The 23224-nt window shown below is 76.0% G+C and carries 15 protein-coding genes; 10 read left to right on the top strand and 5 right to left on the bottom strand.

Features of this window, described 5'->3' with window-relative positions; translation table 11 throughout:
* Positions 1-94: 94 nt before the first annotated feature.
* A complete protein-coding gene (locus P3H78_RS10725; protein WP_276108644.1) occupies positions 95-952 on the bottom strand; it encodes an LmeA family phospholipid-binding protein in 858 nt (285 codons plus the stop codon).
* Positions 949-3621, bottom strand: coding sequence for an MMPL family transporter (locus P3H78_RS10720; RefSeq protein ID WP_276108643.1), 2673 nt, complete (start codon positions 3619-3621; stop codon positions 949-951). The genes P3H78_RS10725 and P3H78_RS10720 overlap by 4 nt, the downstream gene beginning before the upstream one ends.
* Positions 3622-4271: 650 nt before the next feature.
* On the opposite strand from P3H78_RS10720, the gene P3H78_RS10715 reads away from it, so the two are divergent.
* From P3H78_RS10715 to P3H78_RS10680, 8 genes are all read left to right on the top strand, one after another.
* Positions 4272-4988: a response regulator transcription factor gene (locus tag P3H78_RS10715; protein ID WP_276108642.1), complete on the top strand. Its 717-nt coding sequence runs from the start codon at positions 4272-4274 to the stop codon at positions 4986-4988.
* A complete protein-coding gene (locus tag P3H78_RS10710; protein ID WP_276108641.1) occupies positions 4985-6511 on the top strand; it encodes a sensor histidine kinase in 1527 nt (508 codons plus the stop codon). Before P3H78_RS10715 ends, P3H78_RS10710 begins: the two co-directional genes overlap by 4 nt.
* A 300-nt stretch (positions 6512-6811) precedes the next feature.
* Entirely contained in the window at positions 6812-7945 is a 1134-nt protein-coding gene (locus tag P3H78_RS10705) for a PP2C family protein-serine/threonine phosphatase (RefSeq protein ID WP_276108640.1), read from the top strand.
* A 223-nt stretch (positions 7946-8168) separates the two neighbouring features.
* Positions 8169-8726: a DUF2243 domain-containing protein gene (locus tag P3H78_RS10700; protein WP_276108639.1), complete on the top strand. Its 558-nt coding sequence runs from the start codon at positions 8169-8171 to the stop codon at positions 8724-8726.
* Positions 8726-9541, top strand: coding sequence for a cytochrome c oxidase assembly protein (locus P3H78_RS10695; protein WP_438827940.1), 816 nt, complete (start codon positions 8726-8728; stop codon positions 9539-9541). The genes P3H78_RS10700 and P3H78_RS10695 overlap by 1 nt, the downstream gene beginning before the upstream one ends.
* Positions 9542-10025: 484 nt before the next feature.
* Positions 10026-11864 (top strand): FUSC family protein, encoded by a 1839-nt coding sequence (locus P3H78_RS10690; protein ID WP_276108637.1) that lies wholly within the window; start codon positions 10026-10028, stop codon positions 11862-11864.
* Positions 11865-11877: 13 nt separating this feature from the next.
* Positions 11878-12840 carry a LysR family transcriptional regulator gene (locus tag P3H78_RS10685; protein WP_276108636.1) on the top strand — a complete coding sequence of 321 codons (963 nt, stop codon included), beginning with the start codon at positions 11878-11880 and terminating at the stop codon, positions 12838-12840.
* A 691-nt stretch (positions 12841-13531) separates the two neighbouring features.
* Positions 13532-14662, top strand: coding sequence for a PP2C family protein-serine/threonine phosphatase (locus P3H78_RS10680; RefSeq protein ID WP_438827939.1), 1131 nt, complete (start codon positions 13532-13534; stop codon positions 14660-14662).
* A 51-nt stretch (positions 14663-14713) separates the two neighbouring features.
* Here the strand turns inward: P3H78_RS10680 and P3H78_RS10675 are convergent, their stop codons facing one another.
* Positions 14714-15070 carry an STAS domain-containing protein gene (locus P3H78_RS10675; protein WP_276108635.1) on the bottom strand — a complete coding sequence of 119 codons (357 nt, stop codon included), beginning with the start codon at positions 15068-15070 and terminating at the stop codon, positions 14714-14716.
* A 415-nt stretch (positions 15071-15485) separates the two neighbouring features.
* Here P3H78_RS10675 and P3H78_RS10670 point away from each other — a divergent pair, with 415 nt between their 5' ends.
* Complete coding sequence (locus tag P3H78_RS10670; RefSeq protein WP_276108634.1) at positions 15486-19676, top strand: SpoIIE family protein phosphatase; 4191 nt, start codon at positions 15486-15488, stop codon at positions 19674-19676.
* On the top strand, positions 19673-19990 hold the full coding sequence (locus P3H78_RS10665) for an STAS domain-containing protein (RefSeq protein ID WP_276108633.1): 318 nt from the start codon (positions 19673-19675) through the stop codon (positions 19988-19990). Before P3H78_RS10670 ends, P3H78_RS10665 begins: the two co-directional genes overlap by 4 nt.
* Positions 19991-20013: 23 nt before the next feature.
* On the opposite strand, the gene P3H78_RS10660 is transcribed toward P3H78_RS10665, so the two are convergent.
* Both P3H78_RS10660 and P3H78_RS10655 read right to left on the bottom strand, forming a co-directional pair.
* A complete protein-coding gene (locus P3H78_RS10660) occupies positions 20014-21096 on the bottom strand; it encodes an NAD(+)/NADH kinase (protein ID WP_276108795.1) in 1083 nt (360 codons plus the stop codon).
* A gap of 190 nt (positions 21097-21286) precedes the next feature.
* Positions 21287-23122: a phospholipase C gene (locus tag P3H78_RS10655; RefSeq protein WP_276108632.1), complete on the bottom strand. Its 1836-nt coding sequence runs from the start codon at positions 23120-23122 to the stop codon at positions 21287-21289.
* Positions 23123-23224: the final 102 nt, after the last annotated feature.

Raw genomic sequence — 23224 nt, 5'->3', positions numbered from 1 at the left:
CCGGCTCCGGCTCGGGCTCGACGGGGCCACGCGCGGGTGCCGGGCCGTCCGGAACGTGACCTCCCGAACGGCCCGGTGCGCCGTCCGTCCGGTCTCACCCGGCCGGTCGTGCCGGAGTGGTGGCGGGGCTCCCCGCCGGGAGCCGGGTCCGGCCCCCGGCGAGCGTGACGTGGAGGCCGTCCGCGGTGACCCGGACCGAGGTGGCCCGCAGGCCCAACGGATAGGCCGCCGTGGCGCGTTCGGACAGCCGGGCGCGGACCCGGTCCACCAGCGCGGCGGGCGCGGGGGCGCCGAGGACGTCGACCGACCGGACCACCAGGCGCACGCGGCCCGCGTCGAGGCGCGGACGGAGCACCGCCCGGGCGAGGCCCGCCCCGCCGAGCGCGACGGTGACGGTGCCGGCGGCCGGGTCGGGGCGGACCGCCGTCACCGGCAGCCCGCCTCCGCCGGCTCCGGCCATGGCCTGCAGCGAGGCCGCGGGCACGTCCACCTCGGCGCGGGTGCGGGCCACGGTCGCGGAGTGGCCGCCGGTCAGCCGTACGTCGTCCAGGCGGGCCCGTACGGAGGCGTCGGGGACACCGCCCAGCCTGAGGTGGCCGCCGGTGACGGTCACGGCGTCCAGGTGCCGGCCCGCCAGCGCGACGAGCGCCGACCGGCCGCCGAATCCGACCTGCGCGCCGGGGCCGAGGGTCCGGCCGGCCACAGCGGCGAGGCGGTCGTGCAGCAGGACGCGGGCGGCCGCCTCGGCGGCGGCGCCGGTGAGCAGCAGCGCGGCGAGTACGGCCGCGGCGACCGTCAGCGGCCGGCGCCGGCACCCGGCGCCCCTCGGCCACGGGGCACCCCAGGGGCGCCCGGACCGCCGCAGGGTCCGCGGCGCCCCGCTCCCGCCGAGCGCACTCCGGAGGCCGCCGGGCCGTGGCGCGCCGGACCGCGACGGTGCCGGGCGGCTCATTCCTCACCTCCCGGCCGGACGGGCGCGCCGGACCACCCGCCGCCGCGGGCGCCCGGTTCTCCGGCGGCCGCGCCGTCGGGGCCCGGTCCCTCCGGAGGCGTGCCCATGGCGCCCGATCCGCCGCCAGGCGTGCCGTGGACGCCCTGTCCACCACCGGGCATACCGGCAGCGACCCGTCCGTCGTCCGCCGTGCCGTCGGCGGGTGCCGGGGCGCGGACGTCCCCCGCGGCCGGTGCGGGCGCGGCCGACGGGCCCTCGGGGTCGAGGTGCGGCAGGACGCGGTCCAGCCACCCGGGCAGCCACCAGTTGGCCCGGCCGAGCAGGTACATCGTGGACGGCACCAGGATCAGGCGGACCACGGTGGCGTCGACGACCACACTGACCCCGAGCCCGAGGGCGAGCATCTTCACGACCACGTTGGTGGACAGCAGGAACGCCAGGAAGACGCTGGTCATGATGAGGGCGGCGCAGGTGATCACCCGCGCGGTGCCGGCCAGCCCCTCGGCCACGCTCCGCCCGTTGTCGCCGCCGCGCAGCCAGGCCTCGCGGATGCGGGACAGCAGGAAGACCTCGTAGTCCATGGACAGGCCGAACACGATGGCGAACATCATCATCGGCACGTACGACTCCACGGGCACGGTCTTGCCGACGCCGAGCAGGGAGCCGCCCCAGCCCCACTGGAAGACGGCGACCACGACCCCGTAGGCGGCGCCGATCGACAGCAGGTTGAGCACGGCGGCCTTGAGGGCGACCACCGGGCTGCGGAAGACGGTGAGCAGCAGCAGGAAGGCGGCCGCGACGACGACGGCGACGATGACGGGCAGCCGGTCCGCGACGACGTCCCGGAAGGTGAGCTGGGCTGCGGTGGTGCCGGTGACGTACCCGTGGGCGCCGGACGCGGCGAGCGTGCCGGGCAGGGTGTCGTCCTCCAGCCGGTGCAGCAGATCGGACGTGGCCCGCTCCTGCGGCCCGGAGCGGGGGGTGACGGTGGTGACGGCCAGGGCCCCGTCGGGCGTGGTGACGGGCGGCGAGACGGCCGCCACGCCGGGCGTCGCGGCCAGCGCGTCGTGCAGGGACGCGGCGACCCGGCGGGCGCCGGCGGCGTCCTGCCCGGGGCCGAGGTCGGCGACGACGGTGAACTGCCCGTTGGTCCCGGCGCCGAAGCCGTCGGTGATCAGGTCGTAGGCGCGGCGGTCGGTGTACGAGGACGGGTCGGCGCCGTTGTCGACGTGGCCGAGCCGCAGGGACGCGGCGGGCACGGCGAGCACGCCGAGGATCAGCACGCCGGTGACGAGGAACAGCCAGGGGCGGCGGCGGACGGTGGCGGCCCAGCGGTGCCAGGTGTCGCCTGTGCCGTCGGGTTCGTCGACCGGCGGGCGGACCCGCCAGCGGTCGATCCGGCGGCCGGCGAGGCCGAGCAGGGCCGGAGTGAGCGTGAGCGCGGCGACGGCGGCCACCAGCACGGTCAGTCCCGCGCCGACGCCGAGCGCGCCGATGAAGCCGACCCCCGACGCGTACAGCCCGGCGAGAGCGAGGGCCACGGTCACCGCGGCGACGACGACCGCCCGGCCGCTGGTCGCCACGGCCCGGCCGGCCGCCTCGGCCGGGTCGGCCGGGGCGCATCCGCCGGTGTCCCGCAGCAGGCGGCGGTGGCGGGTGACGAGGAACAGGGCGTAGTCGATGCCGACACCCAGCCCCATCATGGTGGCCAGGGTGGGAGCGGCGGTGCCGAAGGTGAACGCGGCGGCGAGCAGGCCGAGCAGGGACAGGCCGCAGACCAGTCCGAGCACGGCCGTCAGCAGCGGCAGCCCGGCGGCGACGACGCTGCCGAAGCCGAGCAGCAGCACGAGGACGGCGGTGGCCAGCCCGATCGCCTCCGAGGCGCGGTCCGCGGCCTTGGGGCGGGCGAGCTGGCCGAGCGGCCCCCCGTACTCCGCCGTCACCCCGTCGGCGCGCAGTTCGCGCACGGCCTTGTCGACGCCGTCCAGGTACGACGGGTCGAAGCGCTGCGGGTTCTCGGTGAAGTGGACCGGGACGACGGCGGTGGCGCCGTCGGCGGAGACCGCACCGGGCGTGGCGAACGGGTCGCCCGCGGCGGTCACGTGCGGCAGCCTCCCCAGGTGGGCGACCGCGTCCTCGACGGCGTCGCGGTGCGCCTTCAGGGTGCCGTGGTCCGTGTGCAGGACGACCTGCGCTGCGGTGCCGCGCACCTGGGCGGAACCGTGGGCGTCCAGCAGGTCGGCGCCCTGCTGGACGGAGGTGCCGGGCAGGGAGAAGTCGTCGTCGTAGGTGCCGCCCCAGGTGTGGTTCGCGGCGGCCGCGGCCAGCAGCACCAGCAGCCAGGTGCAGAGCACCCGCCGGGGCCGCCGGGCGCACCAGCGGCCCAGCCGGTGCAGCCGGCCGGGGCGGCCGGCCCGTGCGCCGGGGCGCGGTGGTTCCTCCCGCGTACGCCGGCGGGTGCGGACCAGGAACCACGTGACCGTCGTGACCAGCGCGACGGCCGCGGCGAGCGCCAGGACGAGGAACTGCGTCCCCCCGGACCCGGTGCCGGACGCGGTACCGGACGCGGTGGTCCGCGCCACCGCCCCGGCGCTACCGCCGCCGGCGGTGGCGGACGCCCGACCCGCGAGCAGGAAGGGCAGCAGCAGGCCGACCACGGCCGCCGGCATCCGGCGCCCGGACGGCTCCCGGCGACGGCCCGGGCTCCACGTCGGCCGCGCCGAACCAGGCCGCTGCGGGTGCCGCGCACGGGCGGAGACGGAGGCGGCGCCGCCACGGTGCGTGTGCGGATGCGGGGGACCGCCGGGACCCGAGCTCCTCCCGAGCCGGGCGTGCGTACGCGCGAGCGCCGGAGCCGGGCGTGGAGCCGGGCCCTGACCCGGGCGCCGGGCCGCGGTCCCGGCCGACGCGGGCCCCTGAGCCGGGCCGTGACCGGTTGCCGGGGGCGCGCCAAGTCCCGGGGGTTCGCCGGGAGCCGGGGGCGCGTCGGGAGCCGCGAGCTCGTCCGGGCGCGGGGCCGCGGCCCGTCGTCGGGCCGGTGCCGCCGCGGGGGGCGGCGGCTGCGGCGCGGGAGTGAGGGTCGGGTTCACGGTGTCCTTCCGTGTCGTCCGCCGCACCGGGGTGCCGTCTCCGGGGCGGCCGGGTGCCGTCCGGCGGGACACCAGGGTGGCGCAGGCCTGCGAGCGGACGGTTCGGCCCGTGTTCGGGGCGTGTAAGGGCTGGTGGCCGAGGGCGCGCCGGGGCCCGGACGGTGGTTAGCATCGAGCGTCCCACCGCCCCGGGTCGGCCCCCGTGTCCCGGGGTGCGAGGAGAGAGCCACATGCCGGAGAACAAGGGACCGGACAGCAGGGGCCCGGAGTACAAGGGGCTCGTCCTGGTCGCCGAGGACGAGCGGCACATCGCCGACCTCCAGCGGCGCTACCTGAGCCGGGAGGGCTTCGGCGTCCACGTCGAGACCGACGGCACCGGCGCCCTGGCCGCCGCCCGGCGCCTGCGCCCGGCCGCGATCGTGCTGGACATCGCGCTGCCCGGCATGGACGGCATGGAGGTGTGCCGCCGGCTGCGCGAGGAGGGCGACTGGACGCCCGTCGTGTTCGTCACGGCCCGCGACGAGGTCACCGACCGCATCCTCGGCCTGGAGATCGGCGCCGACGACTACCTGGCCAAGCCCTTCTCCCCGCACGAGCTGGTCGCCCGGATCAAGAGCCTGCTGCGGCGGGCCGCGGGCCCGGACCGCGATCCCGTACGGCGGGTCGGGCGGCTCGCCCTCGACACCGGCCGCCGCACGCTGCACGTCGACGGCCGGCCGGTGGAGCTGACCACGACCGAGTTCAACCTGCTCGCCTACCTGATGGCCCGCCCGGGCCAGGTGTTCACTCGCGAGCAGCTGCTGGCGCAGGTGTGGGGGTACGCCGGCTACCGGGACACCCGGGTCATGGACGTGTACGTCTCGCAGCTGCGCGCCAAGCTGGGCCCGGCCAGCCCGATCCGTACCGTCCGCGGGGTGGGCTACGGCGTCACCGAGACCGGGCCGTGAGCCTCGGGGAGCGCCGTGCGTCGCTGGCCGGGAGCATCGTGCTGCTGACCACGGCCGTGGCCGCCCTGGCCGTGCTGGTGACCGGGCTGTTCGCGTGGCGGACCGTGCGCACCAGCGCCGAGGCGCAGGAGCGCGACCAGCTGACCCGGCAGGCCGAGGTGATGGCCAGGACCCCGGCGCTGGCGTCGCTGCTGCTGGACCGTCAGCAGCGCATCGCGGGACCCGACGGCGTCGAGCTGGCCCTGGTCCTCGCCGACGGCTCCGTCGCGGGCCCCGCGGGACCCGCCGTCGGCTCCGCGGGCCGTTCCGCGCTGCGGGCGGGCCGGCACGTCTCGGCGACCGGTTCCCTGGGCGGGCGGCCGGTGCTGGTGGAGGGCGTACCGACGCGGTCGGGCGGCGGCCTGGTGCTGACCCGGCCGACGAGCGTCGTGGACGACGCCACCGACCGGATGCGCGGCGGCCTGGTGCTGCCGCTGGCCGTCGGGCTGGGCGGCGCCGCTCTGGCGGGAGCGCTGCTCGCCCGGCGGCTGGCCGGGCCGCTCGCCGCGGCCGCCCGCACCGCGCACCGGCTCTCCGCGGGCGAGCGGGGGGTGCGGGTGCCGACGGAGGGGCCGGACGAGGTCGCCGAGCTGGCGTCGGCGCTGAACGCGCTGGATGCGGCGCTGGCGCGCAGCGAGGGCCGGCAGCGGGAGTTCCTGATGTCCGTGTCGCACGAGATCCGCACCCCGCTGACCACCGTCCGCGGCTACGCCGAGGCCCTCGCCGACGGGGTGGTCACCGGGGACGAGGTGCCCGGGGCGGGGCGGATCCTGCGCGGCGAGGTCGAACGGCTGGAGCGGTTCGTGGGAGACCTGCTCGCCCTGGCCCGGCTGGAGGCCGACGACTTCCGCCTGGACGTCGCCGACGTCGACCTGGACGCACTGGTCGCCGAGGCCGCGGCCGCCTGGTCGGCGCGTTGCGCCCGGCACGGCGTCGACTTCCGCGTGGAGCGGCCCGGACGGCCGGTTCCGGTGGCCACGGACGGCTTCCGGGTGCGTCAGCTCGTGGACGGCCTGGCGGAGAACGCGCTGCGGGTCACCCCGGCGGGGCGTCCGCTCGTCCTCGTCCTGGCGGCGGGCGACGGCGCCGGGACGGACGACGGGCCCGGGGCGGGCGCGATCCGGGACGACGGGCCCGGAGCGGGCGGGCCCCCGGACGGCCCCGGGACGGGCGGGAGCAAGGACGACGGGGGCGGCACCCGGGCCGCCCGGGCGCGGCTGGAGGTGCGCGACGGCGGTCCCGGCCTCACCGACGAGGACGCCGCCGTCGCCTTCGACCGCGGCGCCCTCACCGAGCGGTACCGCGGCGTCCGTCCCGTCGGCAGCGGTCTCGGCCTGGCCATCGCCCACCGCCTGACCACCCGTCTCGGCGGCACGATCACGGCGGACGGCCATGCCCCGGAAGGCGGCGCCCGCTTCACCGTCCGTCTGCCGGCCCACCCCGGCGCGGGCCGCATCGAAGGGGCGAATCCAGGCACACCATGACGCACAGGGGGTACCGGACAGGAGACAGCCTTCGCCGTGGCGGGAGGAGACTCCATGATCTTCACGCTGTGCACCGCGGGCCCTCTGCTGCTCGCCCTGCTGCTGCTCGTCCACCAGGACTCCGGGCGCCGCGCCCCGCGCCACAAACGCGGCGCCTGACCCCGCCCCGGCGCTCCGCGCCCGGAGCCCGCCAGCCCGGGCGGCGGGGGCACACGACGCGGCCGATAGTGGGAGGGACACGACCCCGGCCGCGGGAGAGCCGTCCCGCCGCCGGCCCCGACGCCGACCGGAGCGGAGGAGATGCTGCGCAGCAGGAGGGCCCCGGACCCGGTGCGCACGGCCGGACCCACGAACCGGTCCGCGCCCGCGCTGTCCTGGGCGGCCGTGTGGTTCTGGCTGGTCGCCGTCACCGTGGTGCTGGCGGTGACCGGTGTCGTGCTGGGCCGGGAGACCCGGCTCGCGCCCTTCCTGATCGTGCTGCCCGCGCTGCTCGCGGGGCGCGGCAGTGTCCGGCAGACGACCGTCGCCTCCGTCTGGGTGACGGTCGTGATCGCCGGGTCCCTGCTGGACACCCCGATGGACACGCCGGGCGCCGACGCCGCCGTACTCGTGTTCGCCGTCGTGTTCAACGCCCTCAGCATCGCCCGTGCCGCGCAGCGCGTCGGCAAGGAGCGGGAGATCGCCCGGCTGAGATCCGCCGCGGCCGCGCTCCAGCGCCAGCTCCTGCGTCCCTTCCCGCTGCTGACCGACGAGCTGCTGGTCCACGGGCTGTACCAGCCCGTCGAGGAGGACAGCAGGGTCGGGGGCGACGTCTACGAGGTGGTCTCCTCGCCGTACGGCAGCCGCGTGTTCATCGCGGACGTGCAGGGCAAGGGCCTGCCCGCCATCGGCGCGGCCTTCGCCGTGCTGAGCGCCTTCCGGGAGGCGGCCATCGCGGAGCCCACGCTCACCGGTGTCGTCGACGCGCTGGAGGAGGCGGTGCTGCGCCACAACTCGTTCGCCGCGCAGTCGGGGGACCGGGAGCGCTTCGTGACCGCCCTGGTCCTGTCGGTCGGCCCGGACCGTGAGGTGCAGGCCGTCAACTGCGGCCATGTGCCGCCCCTGCTGCTGAACGGCGCGGACACCGGGAGCGTGCTGGGCGGCGAGGCGTGCGTGCCGCTGGGGCTCGAAGCCCTCGCCCCGGCGCCGCGCACCGTCGAGTGGTTCTCGTTCCCTCCGGGCAGCACGCTCCTGCTGTGCACGGACGGTGTCACCGAGGCCCGCGCGCCGTCGGGCGCCTTCTACCCCCTGGAGCAGCGCGCCCGCACCTGGTCCGACGTGACCCCCGCCGACCTGCCCGGGACGCTCTACCACGGCCTCCGCCGCCACACCGCGGGCACTGCGGGCGACGACACGGCCGTCCTGGTCCTGCGCCGCGTGCACCCCACCTGGTGACCGGTCCGCTCACGCCCTCCGGGCGTGGTGCGGCCCGGCCCGATCGGGCTCCGCACCGGGACGGCCGGTTGGCCTGTTCGCCGTGCTCCGCCCATTTGGCCGTTTCGGCCCGTGCGGGCGCGGTGCGGGCGGTGGTTGGGTGATCGGGGATCAGCGGCGGGCGGTCGTCCGCCGCGCCCGTGCGACTCGAGGTTGGACCAGCGATTCGGGGAGGGATTTCGGGGTGACGAGCGCAGGCACGGCACGATTACCCGGTCCGGCACGGCAGACCGTCCGGCTGCCGGGGATCGTGCTCGGGGTGGGACTCGGCGGTTTCGTCGACGGCATCCTGCTGCACCAGCTGCTGCAGTGGCACCACATGCTGTCCAGCACCGACCACGACCACATCGGAGTGAAGTACTACGACCCGCACACCGTGTCCGGGCTGGAGATGAACACCGCCTGGGACGGCATCTTCCACACCGTGTGCTGGGTCGCCGTGATCGCCGGGCTCGGCATCCTGTACGCCCGGGTCACCGAGCACCGCAGGGCGGTGTGGGCCTCGCGCGTGCTCTGGGGGTGGATCCTGGCCGGCTGGGGCCTGTTCAACCTGGTCGAAGGGCTGGTGGACCATCAGATCCTGGGGATCCACCACGTGCACGGCGGCCCGTACCAAGGCTGGTGGGACGCCGGGTTCCTGGCCTTCGGGGCGCTGCTGCTGGGTGTCGGCCACCTGGTCCGGCGCGGTGCGGCGGCGCCCGTCCCGGCCGTCGCCGCCCGCGAGGACGCGAGGCCCGTCTGATGCACGGCGGGCACCCGATGACGCACGACCACGCCGCGTCGGGCGGCGGCACCCTGCTGACGGCGGCGACCGTTCTGGTGCTGCCGGCCACGGCGGCCGTCCACCTGCTGCTCGTCCGGCGCGCCGCCCGCCGCCATCCGGCGGCGGGCCGCCGGGGCGCGCGGTCGGCCGCGTTCCTGGGCGGACTGGCCCTGCTGGCCCTGGCCCTGCTGCCGCCGCTGGGCCCGGCGGCGCACGGCGACTTCCGGGCGCACATGACGCAGCACCTCCTCATCGGCATGTACGCGCCGCTGCTGCTGGTGCTGTCCGCACCGGTCACCCTGCTGCTGCGTGCGCTGCCCCCGCGGTACGCCCGCCGGGTGGTGGCGGTGGTGCGCAGCCGGGCGGCGCGGGCCGTGAGCCATCCCGCGGTCGCGCTGGTGCTGAGCACGGGGACGCTCGGCGTGCTCTACTTCACGCCGCTGTTCGACACCGTCATGCGGCATCCCGCGGGCCACTGGCTGCTGCACGCGCACTTCCTGGCCTCCGGCTGCCTGTTCGCGCACGCCGTCGCCGGGCCGGATCCCGCGCCGGGGCGGCCGGGCGTACCGGCCCGGCTCACGTATCTGGGAGTCGCCGTGGCGGTGCACGCCCTGGTCGCCCAGGCGATGTACGGCGGGTTCCACGTGCACGTCCACGCGCCCATCGGCCAGGTCCAGCAGGGTGCGGAGATCATGTACTACGGCGGTGACCTGGCGGAGCTGCTGCTGGCGGCCGCGCTGGTGGCGACCTGGCGGCCGGCCCGCCGCACGGCGCCGGCCGGGGCGCCCGCCTGAACCGCCCCGCCGTCCGGCACGGGAGCCCGGCGCGGGAGCCCGGCACGGGCGTCCGGCGTGGGAGTCCGGCACGGAAGCCGGGCGACGGGGTCCGGCACGGGAGGAGTACCGCGGCCGGATCGGGACCCCGGCCGCGGCACTTTCCCGTCACCCGGGACGTGGAAGGAGGAGCACGTCCCGGTACACCTGGCGGCTACCCCGGGCGAAGGCGCCCATACGGGGCCGAACGGTTGATCGCGGACGGCGGCCCCGCGCGGCGGCACTCATGCATCGGGGACATGGGTCCGGGCCGAGGGCCACCTTTTCGGTCACGGTTCACACCGGAAGCCGATCAGCCCTCCAGACAGTAGTCGCAGTTCAGAGAATATACATGCCCGTGATGCATGATATCGAGCAACTGCAGGCATTGGACGCATGAATGGCCCGGGGCCGATTCTGGAGGTGATCGAAACGCCCCGCCGTCCCAGGGAAGGACGTCCAGCCCATGACCTCAGCAGCCCGCTCGCGACCGGGACGCGCACCGCGCGCCGTCCCGCGGCCGGCGCTGCTCCCCGCCGCCGGCCGGCTCGCCCCGCTGCCGCTCGCGGCGGCGGCCCGGGGCGCCGTGGCCCTCGCGGCGCCGCTGCTGGCCGGGGTGGTCACCGGACACGTGGCCCCGGCGGTGCTCGCGGCGATCGGCGCCCTGTGGGGGGTCAGTCAGGACGGCGCCGACCCCTACCGGACCCGTCTCCGGCGCCTCGGTGCCCTCGGCCTGTCCTCCGCCGTGGGGCTGCTCGCCGGCGAGCTGGCGCTGCGCAGCGGGCAGCCGGCCGCACTGACGGTGTGCCTGGTCCTCGCGGCGCTCGTGTCGGGGGCCGTGAGCCTGCGCGGCCGGGTCAGCTCCGTGACGGGCCTGCACCTGCTGCTGGGCACCACGATCGGCGGCGGCATCCCGGCGCCGGGTCCGTGGTGGCAGGCGCCGCTCGCGCTGTTCTCCGGCGTCGCCCTGGTGGCGGCACTGTCGGCGACGCCGTGGCTGTGGCGCCGGCACCACATCGAGCGGAACGCCGTGCTCGCCGCCTACCGTGCCGCCTCCGCCGCGCTCGGCGCCGCGGGCACGCCCGGCGCGGAGGCGGCGCGGCGGCGGCTGACCGGTGCCCTCGACCACGCCCAGCAGGTGCTGCGCCGCGCCCCGGCGCGGGACGGGCGGGCGGCCGGCGAGCGGCGCGCGCTGCTCGGGGCCCTCCACACGGCCGTCCGGCTGGGCGAGGTGACGTCGGCCCTGGTGTGGGAGGCCCGTCCGCTGCCCGCGGCGGCGGTCCGCGTCCCGCTGGACCTGGCCGCCCGCCTGGTGCCCGGCCCGGCCGCCGGGACCCCCGTCTCCGACATCACCCGGGGCACGGCAGCGCTCCCGCCCCGGGAGCCGGTCCCCGCGGACTCCCCCGCCCCGTACGCTCCCGGTCCGCGCCCCGTGGGGGCCGCGGTCCCCGGCACCGGGGACTCCCCCGGCCTGCGGGCGCTGGCCGCCCTGGCCGCGCACGCCGGCCGACCGGACGACGCCTCCTCCGCCCTGCACCCGCCGGCCGCCGCCGGGCACTCCCGCGCGGACCGGCTGCGGTACGCGGTGCTGCTCGCCGTGTGCGTGCTGGCGGGGCAGCTGTGCGCGCTCGCGCTGCACGGTCCCCGCGGCTACTGGCTCCCGATGACGGTCGCGTTCGTCTACAAGCCCGACTTCGGGCCGGTCCTGCGGCGGGCGCTGCACCGCTGCGCCGGCACGGTCGTCGGGGTGGCCGCCATCGGCGCGGTGACGCTGCTGACCCAGGACACGTACGCCCTGATCGGTGCGGTGGCCGCCTTCGGCGCCCTGATGGCCGTCGGGGTGCGCCACCACTACGCGCTGGCCACGCTCGGCCTGACCGCGATCGTCTTCGTGCTGGTGGACCTGCTGGGCGACCACCGGGCGCTGTACGGGGCGCGCATCCTCGACACCGCGCTCGCCGCGGGGATCGTCCTGGTGGCGCACTTCGCCCTGTGGCCCGGTGCGGCGGGCGGCCGGGCCGCCGCGCGGACCGAGGCGGCGCTGGCGGCGGCCCACCGCTACCGCGACCTCGCCCCGACGGCGGCCCCGGCCCAGCGGCACGCGCTGCGGCGGGCCGCCTACCAGCAACTGGCCGAGGCCCGGCGGGCCGTCGCCCACGCCCGCAGCGAACCGGGGCTCCCCGGGCACGACCGGGAGCGGGCGATCACGGCGGCCGAGCGGCTCTGCGACGCCGTGTCGGCCCGTTCGCTGGCGGCGGTCCGCCGGCCGGGCGCGCTGACCGGCGCGGCCGCGGCGGCGCCCTGAGAGAATGCCGGGGATGGATCTCCAGGTGCTGCGCTCGTTCCAGGCGGTGGCCGCGGGCGTGACGGTGACCGAGGCCGCGTCCGCGGCCCGCGTCACCCAGCCCGCGCTGTCCCGTGCGCTGGGCCGTCTGGAGGACGAGGTCGGCGCGGAGCTGTTCCAGCGGGTGGGCCGCGTGCTGCGGCTGACCCCGGCCGGGCGGGTGTTCAAGGAGTACGCCGACACGGTCCTCGACGCCTACGACCGGGGGCGGCGGGCCGTGGCGGAGGTGGTCGACCCGGACACGGGCGTGGTGTCGCTGGCCTTCCTGCACACGCTGGGCACCTGGCTGGTGCCCAAGCTCGTCACCGGCTTCCGGCAGGAGCACCCCGGGGTCCGGTTCGAGCTGCACCAGCACGAGGAGAACGGGCTGGTGCAGCACCTCCTCTCCGCCACCGCGGACCTGGTCATCACCAGCAAGGACCCCGGGCATCCGCTGATCGCCTGGCGGCGGCTCCTGGTGGAGCCGCTCCTGCTCGCGGTCCCGGCCCAGCACCGGCTGGCCCGGCACGACCGGGTCCGGCTGGCCGAGGTCGCGGACGAGCCGTTCATCCTGCTGAAGTCCGGCTACGGGCTGCGCGGCGTCACCGAGGCGCTGTGCCGTGAGGCCGGCTTCGTGCCGCAGGCGGGGTTCGAGGGCGACGACGTCCAGACGCTGCGGGGTCTGGTGGCCGCGGGGCTGGGTGTGTCCCTCATCCCGGGCGCGCCGGACGGGGCGGCCACTCCCGACTACCCGATCCGCTATCTGGAGATCACCGACGTCGAGGGCGCCCGCGACATCGGCGTCGCCTGGCTGTCCGGCCGCACCCTGCCGCCGGCCTCCCGCCGCTTCATCGACCACGCCCTGCGCACGACGGCAGGCCAGGGAACCCCGGCCGCGTCGTCCACCGGACCGGAGCCGCCCCGCAGCGGACGGGCCGCCCCCGGTCCGCAGGCATGATCCGCCGCGACGGACCGCCCCGGAGCGCGCCGCCCGCGCGGACCCGGTCGGACGAATGTGGCGCGGATCACCCGCGGCCGGAGCCGCCACTGGAACCCCGGGCGATGTCTTGCCGTTCATCCGGATGTGGGCCGCGGAGGGGACGGGGCCCCGTACCCCTCCCCCAGGCTCGGGGACGGTCGTTCGGCCGACATCCCGTGCAGCCCCTCACCGAGAGGTGACGCCCTCCGCACCCCCGTGAACCGCCCCGGCTGGCACCCCCCGTCCAGCCGGGGCTTCCTCGTGCGCGGCCCCGGGTGGCAGCGGTCCCCGGGATGCCCGCGGGCGCCGCAGGGAGTACGAAGGACAGAGCCGTCGCGCGCAGGTCGAAGGTTCGCCGGCGATCGGACATGCCCGTGCGTGGAGCAATGGGCAGGTGCGGGCGGGGCACCGCCTCAGGCTGGTGTTCTTGATCAAGCCCGCCGGGAGAATCTGTGAACTGGCCGCCTGAGTGTCATCCCGAGGACGCCCGCACGGCCGCGGGCCGCACCGCCCTGCCCCCGCCCGGGCCGCGCCCCGCCCTCGCCCTCCCCCGGGACGCCAGGGACGCCAGGGAGGCCCGGGACGCCGGGGGCCGTACGCGGTGCCGGAGCGCACCGTGAAGCGGCCCGGCGCGCGGCCGGAGGCCGTGGGGTCCGACTGCCCCGGGACCGTGCTGCAACCGCCCGCCCCGCCGCCGTGGATGCGCTGGCTGCCCGCCCTGTTCGTGGCCGGCGTCCTGGCGGTGGAACCGATCACGCCCGTGGACTGGCCGGTGAGCTTCCTGCTCATCGCGGTGCCCCTGCTCGCCGCCTTCGCACACGGTCCGGTCGCCGTCGCGACGATCACGGTGCTCACGGTGCTGTTCGAGGGCGTGCTGGCGGGCACCCCGTGCTGCGCCGGCCGGAGCGTGGGCTACCTGTGGGACCGGCACTACGTCGCCTCGTACGTCTCCACCGCCCTGGTGGGAGCCATCGGGACGCTGCTGGCCGCGCACCGCACCCGACGGGAGCGCACCCTCGCCACCGTGCGGTCGGTGGCCGAGACCGCGCAGCGGGTGCTGCTCCGCCCGGTGCCGCACCGGCTGCGGGACATCTGCGTGGAGACGCTGTACCTGTCCGCCGCGGCGGAGGCGCGCATCGGCGGCGACCTGTACGAGGCGGTGCCGACGGCGTACGGGGTGCGGCTGCTGATCGGCGACGTCCGCGGGAAGGGCCTGGTGGCGGTGGAGACGGCCGCGACGATACTCGGCGCCTTCCGTGAGGCCGCGCACGACGAGCCCGACCTGACCGGGGTGGCGCACCGGGTGGAGCGGAGCATGTCCCGCAGGGCCGAGGAACTCGCGGGCGACGAGGCCGACGAGCGCTTCGTGACGGCCGTGTTCGCGGAGATCCCCGACGGCGAGCCGGTGGTCCGGATCGTCAACTGCGGCCATCCGCCGCCCCTGCTCGTCGCCGGCGGCCGGGTCGTGGAGCTGGACGCCACCGACCCCTCGCCCCCGATCAACCTCGGCGTCCTGGCGGGCGACGGCTACCACCAGGACGTGGTGGCGCTGCACCCCGGCGACCGGCTGCTGCTCTACACCGACGGGGTGACCGAGACCCGCGACCGCTCGGGCACGTTCTATCCGCTGACCGACCGCATGCGTGCGTGGTCCGCGCTGGAGCCGCGGGACCTGCTGGACCACCTGCACGGGGATCTGCTCGAGTACAGCGGTGGGCGGCTGGACGACGACATCGCGGCGCTCGCCGCGAGCCGCATGGCCGACGGGCCGGTTCGGGGCGACGCCGCGGGGCCTGCCTGACCGGCCCCGGTCCGGCGGGCGCGTGCGGCGCCGGACTCCGGTGCCGTGCCGTCAGAGCCGCAGGGCGGCGACGGCGCTGTCGACGTTCGGCTGGAAGCTCAGGACCTGGTCGAGCCCGACGATGCGGAACACCCGCATCAGGTCGGAACTCACGCCGGCGAGGAACAGGTTCGACCCCGTGGCCTGGGCGCGGTGGTAGGCGGTGATGAGTACCGTGATGCCCGTGGAGTCGCAGTAGGACAGCCCGGACAGGTCGAGCACCGTGCCGCTGTCGCGGGCGAAGGGGGTGTTCTCGAGGGCGTGGGTGAGACGGGGGGCCGTGTGGTGATCCAGCTCGCCGGTCACGGTCAGGACGGTGACACCCGAGGAGTGGGTCTCAGCTTCGACGGTCAAGGTGCGGTCGGTCACCGGTTCTCCTGTGCGGTGGTGTGGTGGAGCGGGGTGGGGCGTACGGGACGGTGGGGCGGTCGTGCGGTTGGGTCGTGCGGGGCCGGTCGGGAAACCGGCAGGGGCCGCGGTCCCGGCGGCGCCGTCTGCCGTCCCGCGTGGCCGCCTTCCCGTGTCCGTCCCGGCGCGACCGCGGACAGTGCCTCTGTCTTATCCTACGGATCACACGGCCCAACCACGCCAGGCGGCGTCGCGGGCCGGGCACCGGGTGGAGGATGGTGTGCCGTGGCGCGTCGGAAGAGGGACCATCGGATCGGAGCCACTGTTCCCGGCCGCGCCCCCGCGGGAGCGCCGGAGCGTGCCGGGAGCGGATCGGGGTGCCGTCGCTCTTCGTGCCGGCACCACGGTCCGGTGGGCCTGAGCGAAAGGGTGTCGCATGGCGCCTTCTGAACACTCCGGGGACGCGGTGCCCCCCGAGCCGCCGTCCGGGCCGGGCGCCGACCTGTTCGCCGCCGACGCCGCGGTCGGTGCCGACCTGGCGGCGGTGGACTGGGGGACGACACCGCTCGGGTCGCCCGGCTCCTGGCCGCAGAGCCTGCGGACCGCGGTGAGCATCCTGCTGTCGTCGCGGTTCTCGATGTGGATGGCGTGGGGGCCGCAGCTGACGTTCTTCTGCAACGCCGCCTACCGGCGGGACACGCTGGGCCGCAAGTACCCCTGGGCGCTGGGCCGGCCGGCGAGCGAGGTCTGGGCGGAGATCTGGGACGACATCGGCCCGCGCATCGACACCGTGATGACGACCGGCGAGGCCACCTGGGACGAGGCGCTGCTGCTGTTCCTGGAGCGCTCGGGCTACCCGGAGGAGACGTACCACACGTTCTCGTACAGCCCGCTGCGGGACGACGCCGGTGCCGTGGTCGGCATGCTGTGCGTGGTCAGCGAGGACACCGATCGGGTGATCGGCGAGCGGCGCATGGCGACGCTGCGCGACCTCGGCTCCGATCCGAGCGCGGCCCGCAGCGAGGAGGAGGTGCTGGCCTTCACCGCCCGCCAGCTCGGCCGGAACACCGCGGACCTGCCCTTCACCCTGACCTATCTCTTCCAGGCCGACGGCAGTGCGTGGCTGGCCGGGGCGACCGGGCTCCCGGCCGGGCATCCCGCCGCACCGGCCTCGCTCGCGGCGGGCGGGACGGGCGGCGTGTGGCCGGTGGAGACCGCGGCGCGGGGCGGCACGACGACGGTCGAACTCGACGGCACTCCCTTCACCGGCCTGCCCCCGGGCCCATGGCCGCAGCCGCCGGTGCAGGCGCTCGTGGTGCCGCTGCTCCAGCAGGAGGCACCGTACGGCTTCCTGGTCGCGGCGCTGAACCGCTACCGGCCGCTGTCCGAGAGCTACCGCGGCTTCGTGGAGCTGGTCGCCGGGCACGTCGCCGCCGGGATCGCCGGTGCTCGCAGCTACCAGGCGCAGCAGCGGCGCGCGGAGGAGCTGGCGGAGCTCGACCGGGCGAAGACGATGTTCTTCTCGAACATCAGCCACGAGTTCCGCACGCCGCTCACGCTGATCATGGGGCCGCTGGAGGAGCTGCGGATCCGGCTGGAGGGGGCCGATCCACGCGTCCGCGAGGAGATCGACGTGGTCCGCCGCAACGCGCTGCGGCTCGGCAAACTCGTCAACGCGCTGCTGGACTTCTCCCGCATCGAGGCCGGCCGTATGCAGGCGCGCTACGAGCCGGTCGACCTGGCCGCCGTGACCGCCGAGCTGGCGAGCGTCTTCCGGTCCGCCTTCGACAAGGCGGGGCTCGCCTTCGAGGTGGACTGCCCGCCGCTGCCGGAGCCGGTGCACATCGACCGCGACATGTGGGAGAAGGTGCTGTTCAACCTGCTCAGCAACGCGCTGAAGTTCACCCTCGACGGCTCGGTGCGCGTGGCGCTGCGCGCGGAGGGCGACCAGGCCGTGGTCACCGTCCGCGACACCGGGGTCGGCGTGCCGGCGGCAGAGATGCCGCGGCTGTTCGAGCGCTTCCACCGCATCGAGAACGCGCGGTCGCGCTCCAACGAGGGCAGCGGCATCGGGCTGGCCCTGGTGAAGGAGCTCATCGGGCTGCACGGCGGGACGATCTCCGTGGAGAGCACCGAGGGCCGGGGCACGTGCTTCACCGTGCGGCTGCCGTTCGGCGTGGCCCACCTGCCCGCGGGTGCGGTGGCCCCCACCGCGGGCAGCCGTACGGGCCCCGTCCTCGCCGACCCCTACGTCCAGGAGGCGCTGCGCTGGCTGCCCGAGGACACCGCGGACGTCCCGGAGCCGGCCACGGTGGAGGAGCCCGTCCCCGGCGCCCCCGGAGCCGCACCCCGCTACGCGCCCGGCCCGGCGGCTCCGGCCCGCGTCCTGGTCGCCGACGACAACACCGACATGCGCGAGTACCTCGCCCGCATCCTCGGGACGACCGGGTACCGGGTGGACGCCGTCTCCGACGGCGAGGCGGCGCTGTCGGCGATCCGCAAGAACCCGCCGGACCTGGTCGTCAGCGATGTGATGATGCCGCGGCTGGACGGGCTGGCGCTGGTGGGCGCACTGCGCGCCGATCCGCGCACGGCGGCCGTGCCGGTGCTGCTGCTGTCGGCACGGGCCGGCCAGGAGGCGTCCATCGAGGGCCTGCAGGCGGGCGCCGACGACTACCTCGTCAAGCCCTTCGCAGCGGCGGAGCTGCTGGCCCGGGTGCGGGCCAGCATCGAGCTGGCGCGGCTGCGCGGCCACCACGCCCGCTGGCGGGCCGCCCTCGTGGACTCCCTGCACGAGGGATTCTTCGTCTGCGACGAGGACGGCGCCGTGGTGGAGATCAACAGCGCCTTCACCGAGATCCTGGGCTTCGGGCCCGAGGACCTCCCCTACCGGGCCGCGCACCCCTGGTGGCCCGACGCGGCGAAGGACCCGGAGGCCCACCAGCAGGTCGCGGAGGCCTTCTCCCAGCTGCTGGACCGGCGCCAGGGAAGCTGCACCGTCCCGGTGGCGCACCGCGACGGGCACCGGCTGTGGATCAACGCGACCTTCAACGAGGCCCGGGACCCCGACAGCGGACGGCGCGTCATCGTCGGCACCTTCCGCGACGTGACGGCCGAGCACTACGCCATCCAGCGGGAGAGCGCCCTCGCCTCGCTGAGCACCCGCCTGTCCCGGGCGACGAGCCTGTCCGACGCGCTGTGGGGCGCGCTGTCGGTGCTCCAGGAGCTGTGGCGCGCCCGCCGGGTGCTCGCCGCGGTCTTCGGCGACCAGCCCGTCCTGGCCGGCACGGGCGCCCCGCAGGCATGGCAGGACCTGTCCGCCGAGCGGCGCCGCGCGCTGAGCGAACTGCGCGGCCGGCCCCTGCTGGCCCCCGTCACCGACTCCGTCGGGGCGGGCATCCTGCTGGAGCACCCGGAGGGCCCGCTCGCCCTGTGGATGGACCTCGGCGGCAAGCGGCCCTTCTCCGCGGAGGACCAGCTGCTGCTGTCGCTGCTGGCGGGCCATCTAGCCCAGGGGCTGGCGCGCGCCCACCAGATCGACCAGCAGCGGGAGACCGCGATCGCACTCCAGCGGGCCATCCTCGGCCCGGCACGGCTCCCGGCGGGCTTCGCGGTGCGCTACGAGCCCGCCACGCCGCCGCTTGAAGTCGGCGGCGACTGGTACGACACGGTCACCCTGCCCGACGGCCGTATCGGCATCGTCGTCGGCGACTGCGTGGGGCGCGGCCTCACGGCGGCCACCGTGATGGGGCAGCTGCGCAGCGCCTGCCGCGCCCTGCTGCTGCAGGACGCGAGCCCGGCCCGCACCCTGATGGCGCTGGACCGGTTCGCCGCGGGGGTGCCGGGAGCGGTGTGCACCACCGTCTTCTGCGGGGTCCTCGATCCCGACAGCGGCCGTCTGACGTACTCCAGCGCGGGCCATCCGCCGGGCATCGTCGCCGAACCCTCCGGAATCAGCCGGCTGCTGGAGGAGGGGCGTTCGCTGCCGCTGGGGGTGCGCCCGGACCGCAAGCGGCCGGAGGCGGCGAGCACGGTGCCGGCGCGGGCCACGCTCCTGCTGTACACCGACGGCCTGGTCGAGCGCCGGCGCCGTCCGCTCAGTGCGGGCATCCGGGAGGCCGGGGCGGCCGTCCAGCGGGGCCGGGACGTCGCCGTCGACGAGCTGGCCACGCAGGTGATGAGCCGGCTGGCCCCGCAGGGCGGCTACGAAGACGACGTGGCCCTGCTGCTGTACCGTCACCCGGCGCCGTTCGACCTGTCCTTCCCGGCCGAGTCGTCGCAACTGGCGCTGGTCCGCGGGGCGCTGCGCTCCTGGCTCGACCAGTGCAGGCTGCCCCGGCGGACCATGCAGGACGTGCTGGTGGCGGTCGGCGAGGCGTGCGCCAACGCGATCGAGCACGGCCACCGGCACGCACCGGGCGACATGGTGCGGGTGCGCGCGGAGGCCTTCGTGGACGCCGTGCACCTGGTGGTCGCCGACACCGGCGACTGGAAGGCGCCGCAGCCCGGCGGGCCACCGCTGCGGGGGCGCGGCATCGCCCTCATGCAGGCCATGATGCAGCAGGTCACCATCACTCCCGGCCCGTCCGGCACCACCGTCGAGATGCACACGAGGATCGCCCGATGACCACCCCGCTCACCCTCACACCGGGCCGACGGCCGGACGGCACCGCCCTGCTGACGGTCAGCGGTGAGATCGACATGAGCAACAGCGACGCCTTCGCGGAGGCGCTCGCGAAGGCGCTCGACGCCACCGCCGAGCCCCTCGTCCTCGACCTGAGCGCCGTCGAGTACCTGGACAGCGCCGGCCTGACGGTGCTGTTCAACCACGCCGACCGCATCGAGCTGATCGCCGCTCCGCTGCTGATCCCGGTCCTGACGGTCTCCGGGCTCTCGGAGATCACCCGGGTGCAGGGGACCGACGGCCCCGCGGCGGGGTGAGGCCGGTCCCTGCGCGGCGCCGGTCAGGGCGAGAGGCCGGGTCCGGCGGCGCTGTCGGACCGGGTGGGGAAAGCCAGGTGGGCGAGGTCGTCGGGCGGCGCGGTGGTCACCGGCCAGAGCGGGGCGGGCGTGCCGTCGGCGACGGCCGCGGGGGCGTCGGTGAGGTTCATGCGGTGCCTCAGGCGGCCGTAGAAGTCCGTCGGGCCCAGGCGGACCGCGCGCAGCCGGCGGGGTGAGGCGTAGACGCCGATCCAGTCGCCGGGTTCGAGCACGCCCCGCAACTGGCCGTCGATGCTGACGGCGGCCTGTCCCGACCGTTCCAGCACACGCAGGGCGACGGGTTCGTCCGGGGCCGCGACGACCGACCGGTTGAAGGTCATGTGCGGGGCGACCGGGGTGAAGACGAGCGCGTCGGTGCGGGGGGACACCACGGGGCCGCCGGCGGCGAAGCTGTAGGCGGTCGATCCGGTCGGTGTGGCCACCAGGAGCGCGTCGGCGGAGTAGGAGGCGAGCAGCCGTCCGGCGAGGTACACGGCGACGGACACCTGGCGGTCCCGGGCCAGCTTCTCCAGGACGACGTCGTTGAGGGCGGTGACGTTGAGGGCGATGCCCCAGTCGCCGCCCGCCTCGCAGTCGGTGCGGACCCGCGGCGGCGGCAGCATCGGGCCCCGGCCGTAGCGGACGAGTTCCTGCATGCCCGACGGCACCTGGAGGCGGCGGGAGGCCCGCAGGGTGAGCAGCATGCGGCTCTCCACGGTCAGGCGCTGCTCGCGTACGGCGTCCAGGGCCCTGCGGACGTCGGAGGCGGGCACCTCCGTGAGGAAGCCGACGCGCCCGAGGTCGACGCCGAGGACGAGGGCGTCGTTCTCGGCGGCCAGCCGGGCGCCGCGCAGGAACGTGCCGTCGCCGCCCAGGGTGACGACGAGATCGGGGTCGCCCGCGGCATCGACCTCGTCGCGGGCGCTGCGCCGTCCGCCGTCGTGCCATACGTCGATGTCGGTGCAGGGCACGCCCTGTTCCCCGCACCACTCGTGGACGGTACGGGCCGCCGCCCGTGCCTCGGGGCGCCCTCCGTGGACGACCAGGCCGACCCGGTTCACCGTCATTGCCGCCTCCGGGCCCTCGCGCACCGACAGGGTTGCCGTGTCCCGGTGCTGCCGGGGCACGGTCCCATGGTCCCCGCCGGCGTGCCCCATGTCGGCGAACGCCACGCCGCCCCGGAGCCGCCCGGCCCGGGCACGGCTCCGGCCCGGCACCGCGGGTGCGGTGCCGGGCCGGAGCCTTTCCTCGGACGGGTCAGGAACCGGTGCGGGTGCGGCGGCGCAGGGCCATCCAGGTGCCCGTGGCCGCGGCCGCCAGGGCGGCGCCCGCGGCGATGCCGACCGGGACGGTCGGGAAGGCGGAGGCGTCGCCGGCCGCGGCGGTGTTCTCCATGGCCGGGCCGGGCGTGATCGCGGTGGTCACCGGGTCCACCGGGCGGATCGCGCCGACGGACTTCACGGAGCCGTCCCGGTTCAGCAGGACCTGCCGGTCGTTCGGGTGCCGGAAGTCGAACATGCCCTGGAGGCTGCCGGCGGCGGCGTCGAAGGAGTGGTCGCCGACGCGGCCGGTGTGCCAGTTGTCCTCGATGAAGCGGATGATCGAGGACTGGTCGGTCTGGGTGTGGTCGACCTTGTTGACCTTGCTGAAGGGCGAGATCACCAGGAGCGGCTGGCGGGTGCCCGGGCCGCAGCGGTCCTGGTAGCCGCCGGCCGGGGCCGGGCCCGCCTGGCAGGCCGGGCTGTCGGTGGCCTTGCCGTTGGAGCCGGGGGCGGTGTCCTGGGAGCCGTTGCGCGGCGTGGCGTAGGCGTGGTCGTACCAGCCGTCGGAGTCGTCGTAGGCGACGACGACGGCGGTCGACTTCCACTGCGGTGCGCTCTGGATCGCGTTGATCTGGTCGACGAGGAAGTGCTGCTCGTCGATCGGGTCGGAGTAGGCCGCGTGGCCGTCCTGGTACGCGGGCGCCTTCACGAAGCTGACCGAGGGCAGCTTGCCGGCCTTGAGGGCGGCGTGGAAGTCGGTCAGGTCGTAGTTGTGGTTGGCGCGGCCGGCGTGCCCGATCTCGTCGACGCTGCTCGGCGCGAGGTGGTGCGGGTTCGCCGTCGACCTGTAGTACTCGAACGGCGAGTGGTGCGGGCTGTAGTCGACGACGGAGGCACCGCCGACGTTGGTGTGCGCGGTGTCGCACTGGGCGTAGTGGCCCAGCTTGCCGTCCCAGGGCGTCGACGGGCGGAAGCCGCCCTGGAACCAGCCCCAGCTGACCTTCCGGCCGTTGAGGACGTCGCCGATGTTGCGGCCCTGCATCGCGGCCAGCGCGTTGCTGCTGGTGTGGTTCTTGCCGGAGCAGTCGTCGTAGGCCGGGTCGGGGTCGTTGACGACCGTGCCGACGCCGTGCGCGTCCGGGGACTTCACGGTGTACGGGTCCGGCGTGGCGGTGCGCTTCGGGTTGTCGGTGCCGGAGGCGGGGTCCATGGAGACGACGCCGTGGGTCTGGCCGGAGGCCAGGTTGAGCGCGCCGGGCGTGGAGGGCCCGTAGTTCGAGCTGAAGGCGCGGTCGGAGAGGGAGTAGTGCTGCGCGTAGTTCCACAGCGCGGTGACGGTGTTGCCGTCGTAGTAGTCCATCACCAGGCCGGGCTCGCCGAAGAGCCCACCGCTGCACTTGTCGACCTCGGTGTTCTGCACGTACTGGTCGGCCTTGCCGCCGTTGGCGGCGTACTGCTCGGGCCCGTACGAATGGTTCTGGTCGCACGTCATGGCCTGCGCGGGGGTGAGCCGCTTGGGCGCGTACTGGTTCGGGTTCTTCGTCAGCAGCCCGGCGTGCGCGAGGGTGTCGATGTTCTTCGGGGTCCGCGGGGACGCCGTGAACTTCGTGCCGTCGGTGTTGGCCGCCTTCGGGTACGTGGCGAAGTAGTGGTCGAAGGAGATGTTCTCGTCGAAGAGGACGACCACGTGCTTGATCGGCGTCGCGGTGCGGGACTGCCCGCCACCGGCCGCGGCGCCGGCGGGTCCCGCCGCGCCCAGGACGCCGAGCACCGCCGCCCCCGCGAGCGCCCCCACGCTCCGTATCGTTGCTCGTCTACGCCTGCTCGCCATGCTGCTTCACCCTCCGGGTGGGTACGTTTCGCCCTACGGCTCGCGATCTTGCGCCGGGCAGGCAGCGCCCCGGCGGAGCCATGGTGGCGCACGGATGAACAC

Origin of the sequence: Streptomyces tropicalis (genome assembly GCF_029269835.1) — a bacterium.
GTDB classification, from domain to species: domain Bacteria; phylum Actinomycetota; class Actinomycetes; order Streptomycetales; family Streptomycetaceae; genus Streptomyces; species Streptomyces tropicalis.
This window is presented reverse-complemented; position numbering and strand designations above follow the sequence as displayed.

Coding starts and splice junctions, on each gene's coding strand:
- P3H78_RS10690 (WP_276108637.1), top strand. CDS start 10,026: ATGACCTCAGCAGCCCGCTCGCGACCGGGACGCGCACCGCGCGCCGTC.
- P3H78_RS10660 (WP_276108795.1), bottom strand. CDS start 21,096: ATGACGGTGAACCGGGTCGGCCTGGTCGTCCACGGAGGGCGCCCCGAG.
- P3H78_RS10705 (WP_276108640.1), top strand. CDS start 6,812: ATGCTGCGCAGCAGGAGGGCCCCGGACCCGGTGCGCACGGCCGGACCC.
- P3H78_RS10695 (WP_438827940.1), top strand. CDS start 8,726: ATGCACGGCGGGCACCCGATGACGCACGACCACGCCGCGTCGGGCGGC.
- P3H78_RS10715 (WP_276108642.1), top strand. CDS start 4,272: ATGCCGGAGAACAAGGGACCGGACAGCAGGGGCCCGGAGTACAAGGGG.
- P3H78_RS10670 (WP_276108634.1), top strand. CDS start 15,486: ATGGCGCCTTCTGAACACTCCGGGGACGCGGTGCCCCCCGAGCCGCCG.
- P3H78_RS10655 (WP_276108632.1), bottom strand. CDS start 23,122: ATGGCGAGCAGGCGTAGACGAGCAACGATACGGAGCGTGGGGGCGCTC.
- P3H78_RS10725 (WP_276108644.1), bottom strand. CDS start 952: ATGAGCCGCCCGGCACCGTCGCGGTCCGGCGCGCCACGGCCCGGCGGC.
- P3H78_RS10685 (WP_276108636.1), top strand. CDS start 11,878: ATGGATCTCCAGGTGCTGCGCTCGTTCCAGGCGGTGGCCGCGGGCGTG.
- P3H78_RS10665 (WP_276108633.1), top strand. CDS start 19,673: ATGACCACCCCGCTCACCCTCACACCGGGCCGACGGCCGGACGGCACC.
- P3H78_RS10720 (WP_276108643.1), bottom strand. CDS start 3,621: ATGCCGGCGGCCGTGGTCGGCCTGCTGCTGCCCTTCCTGCTCGCGGGT.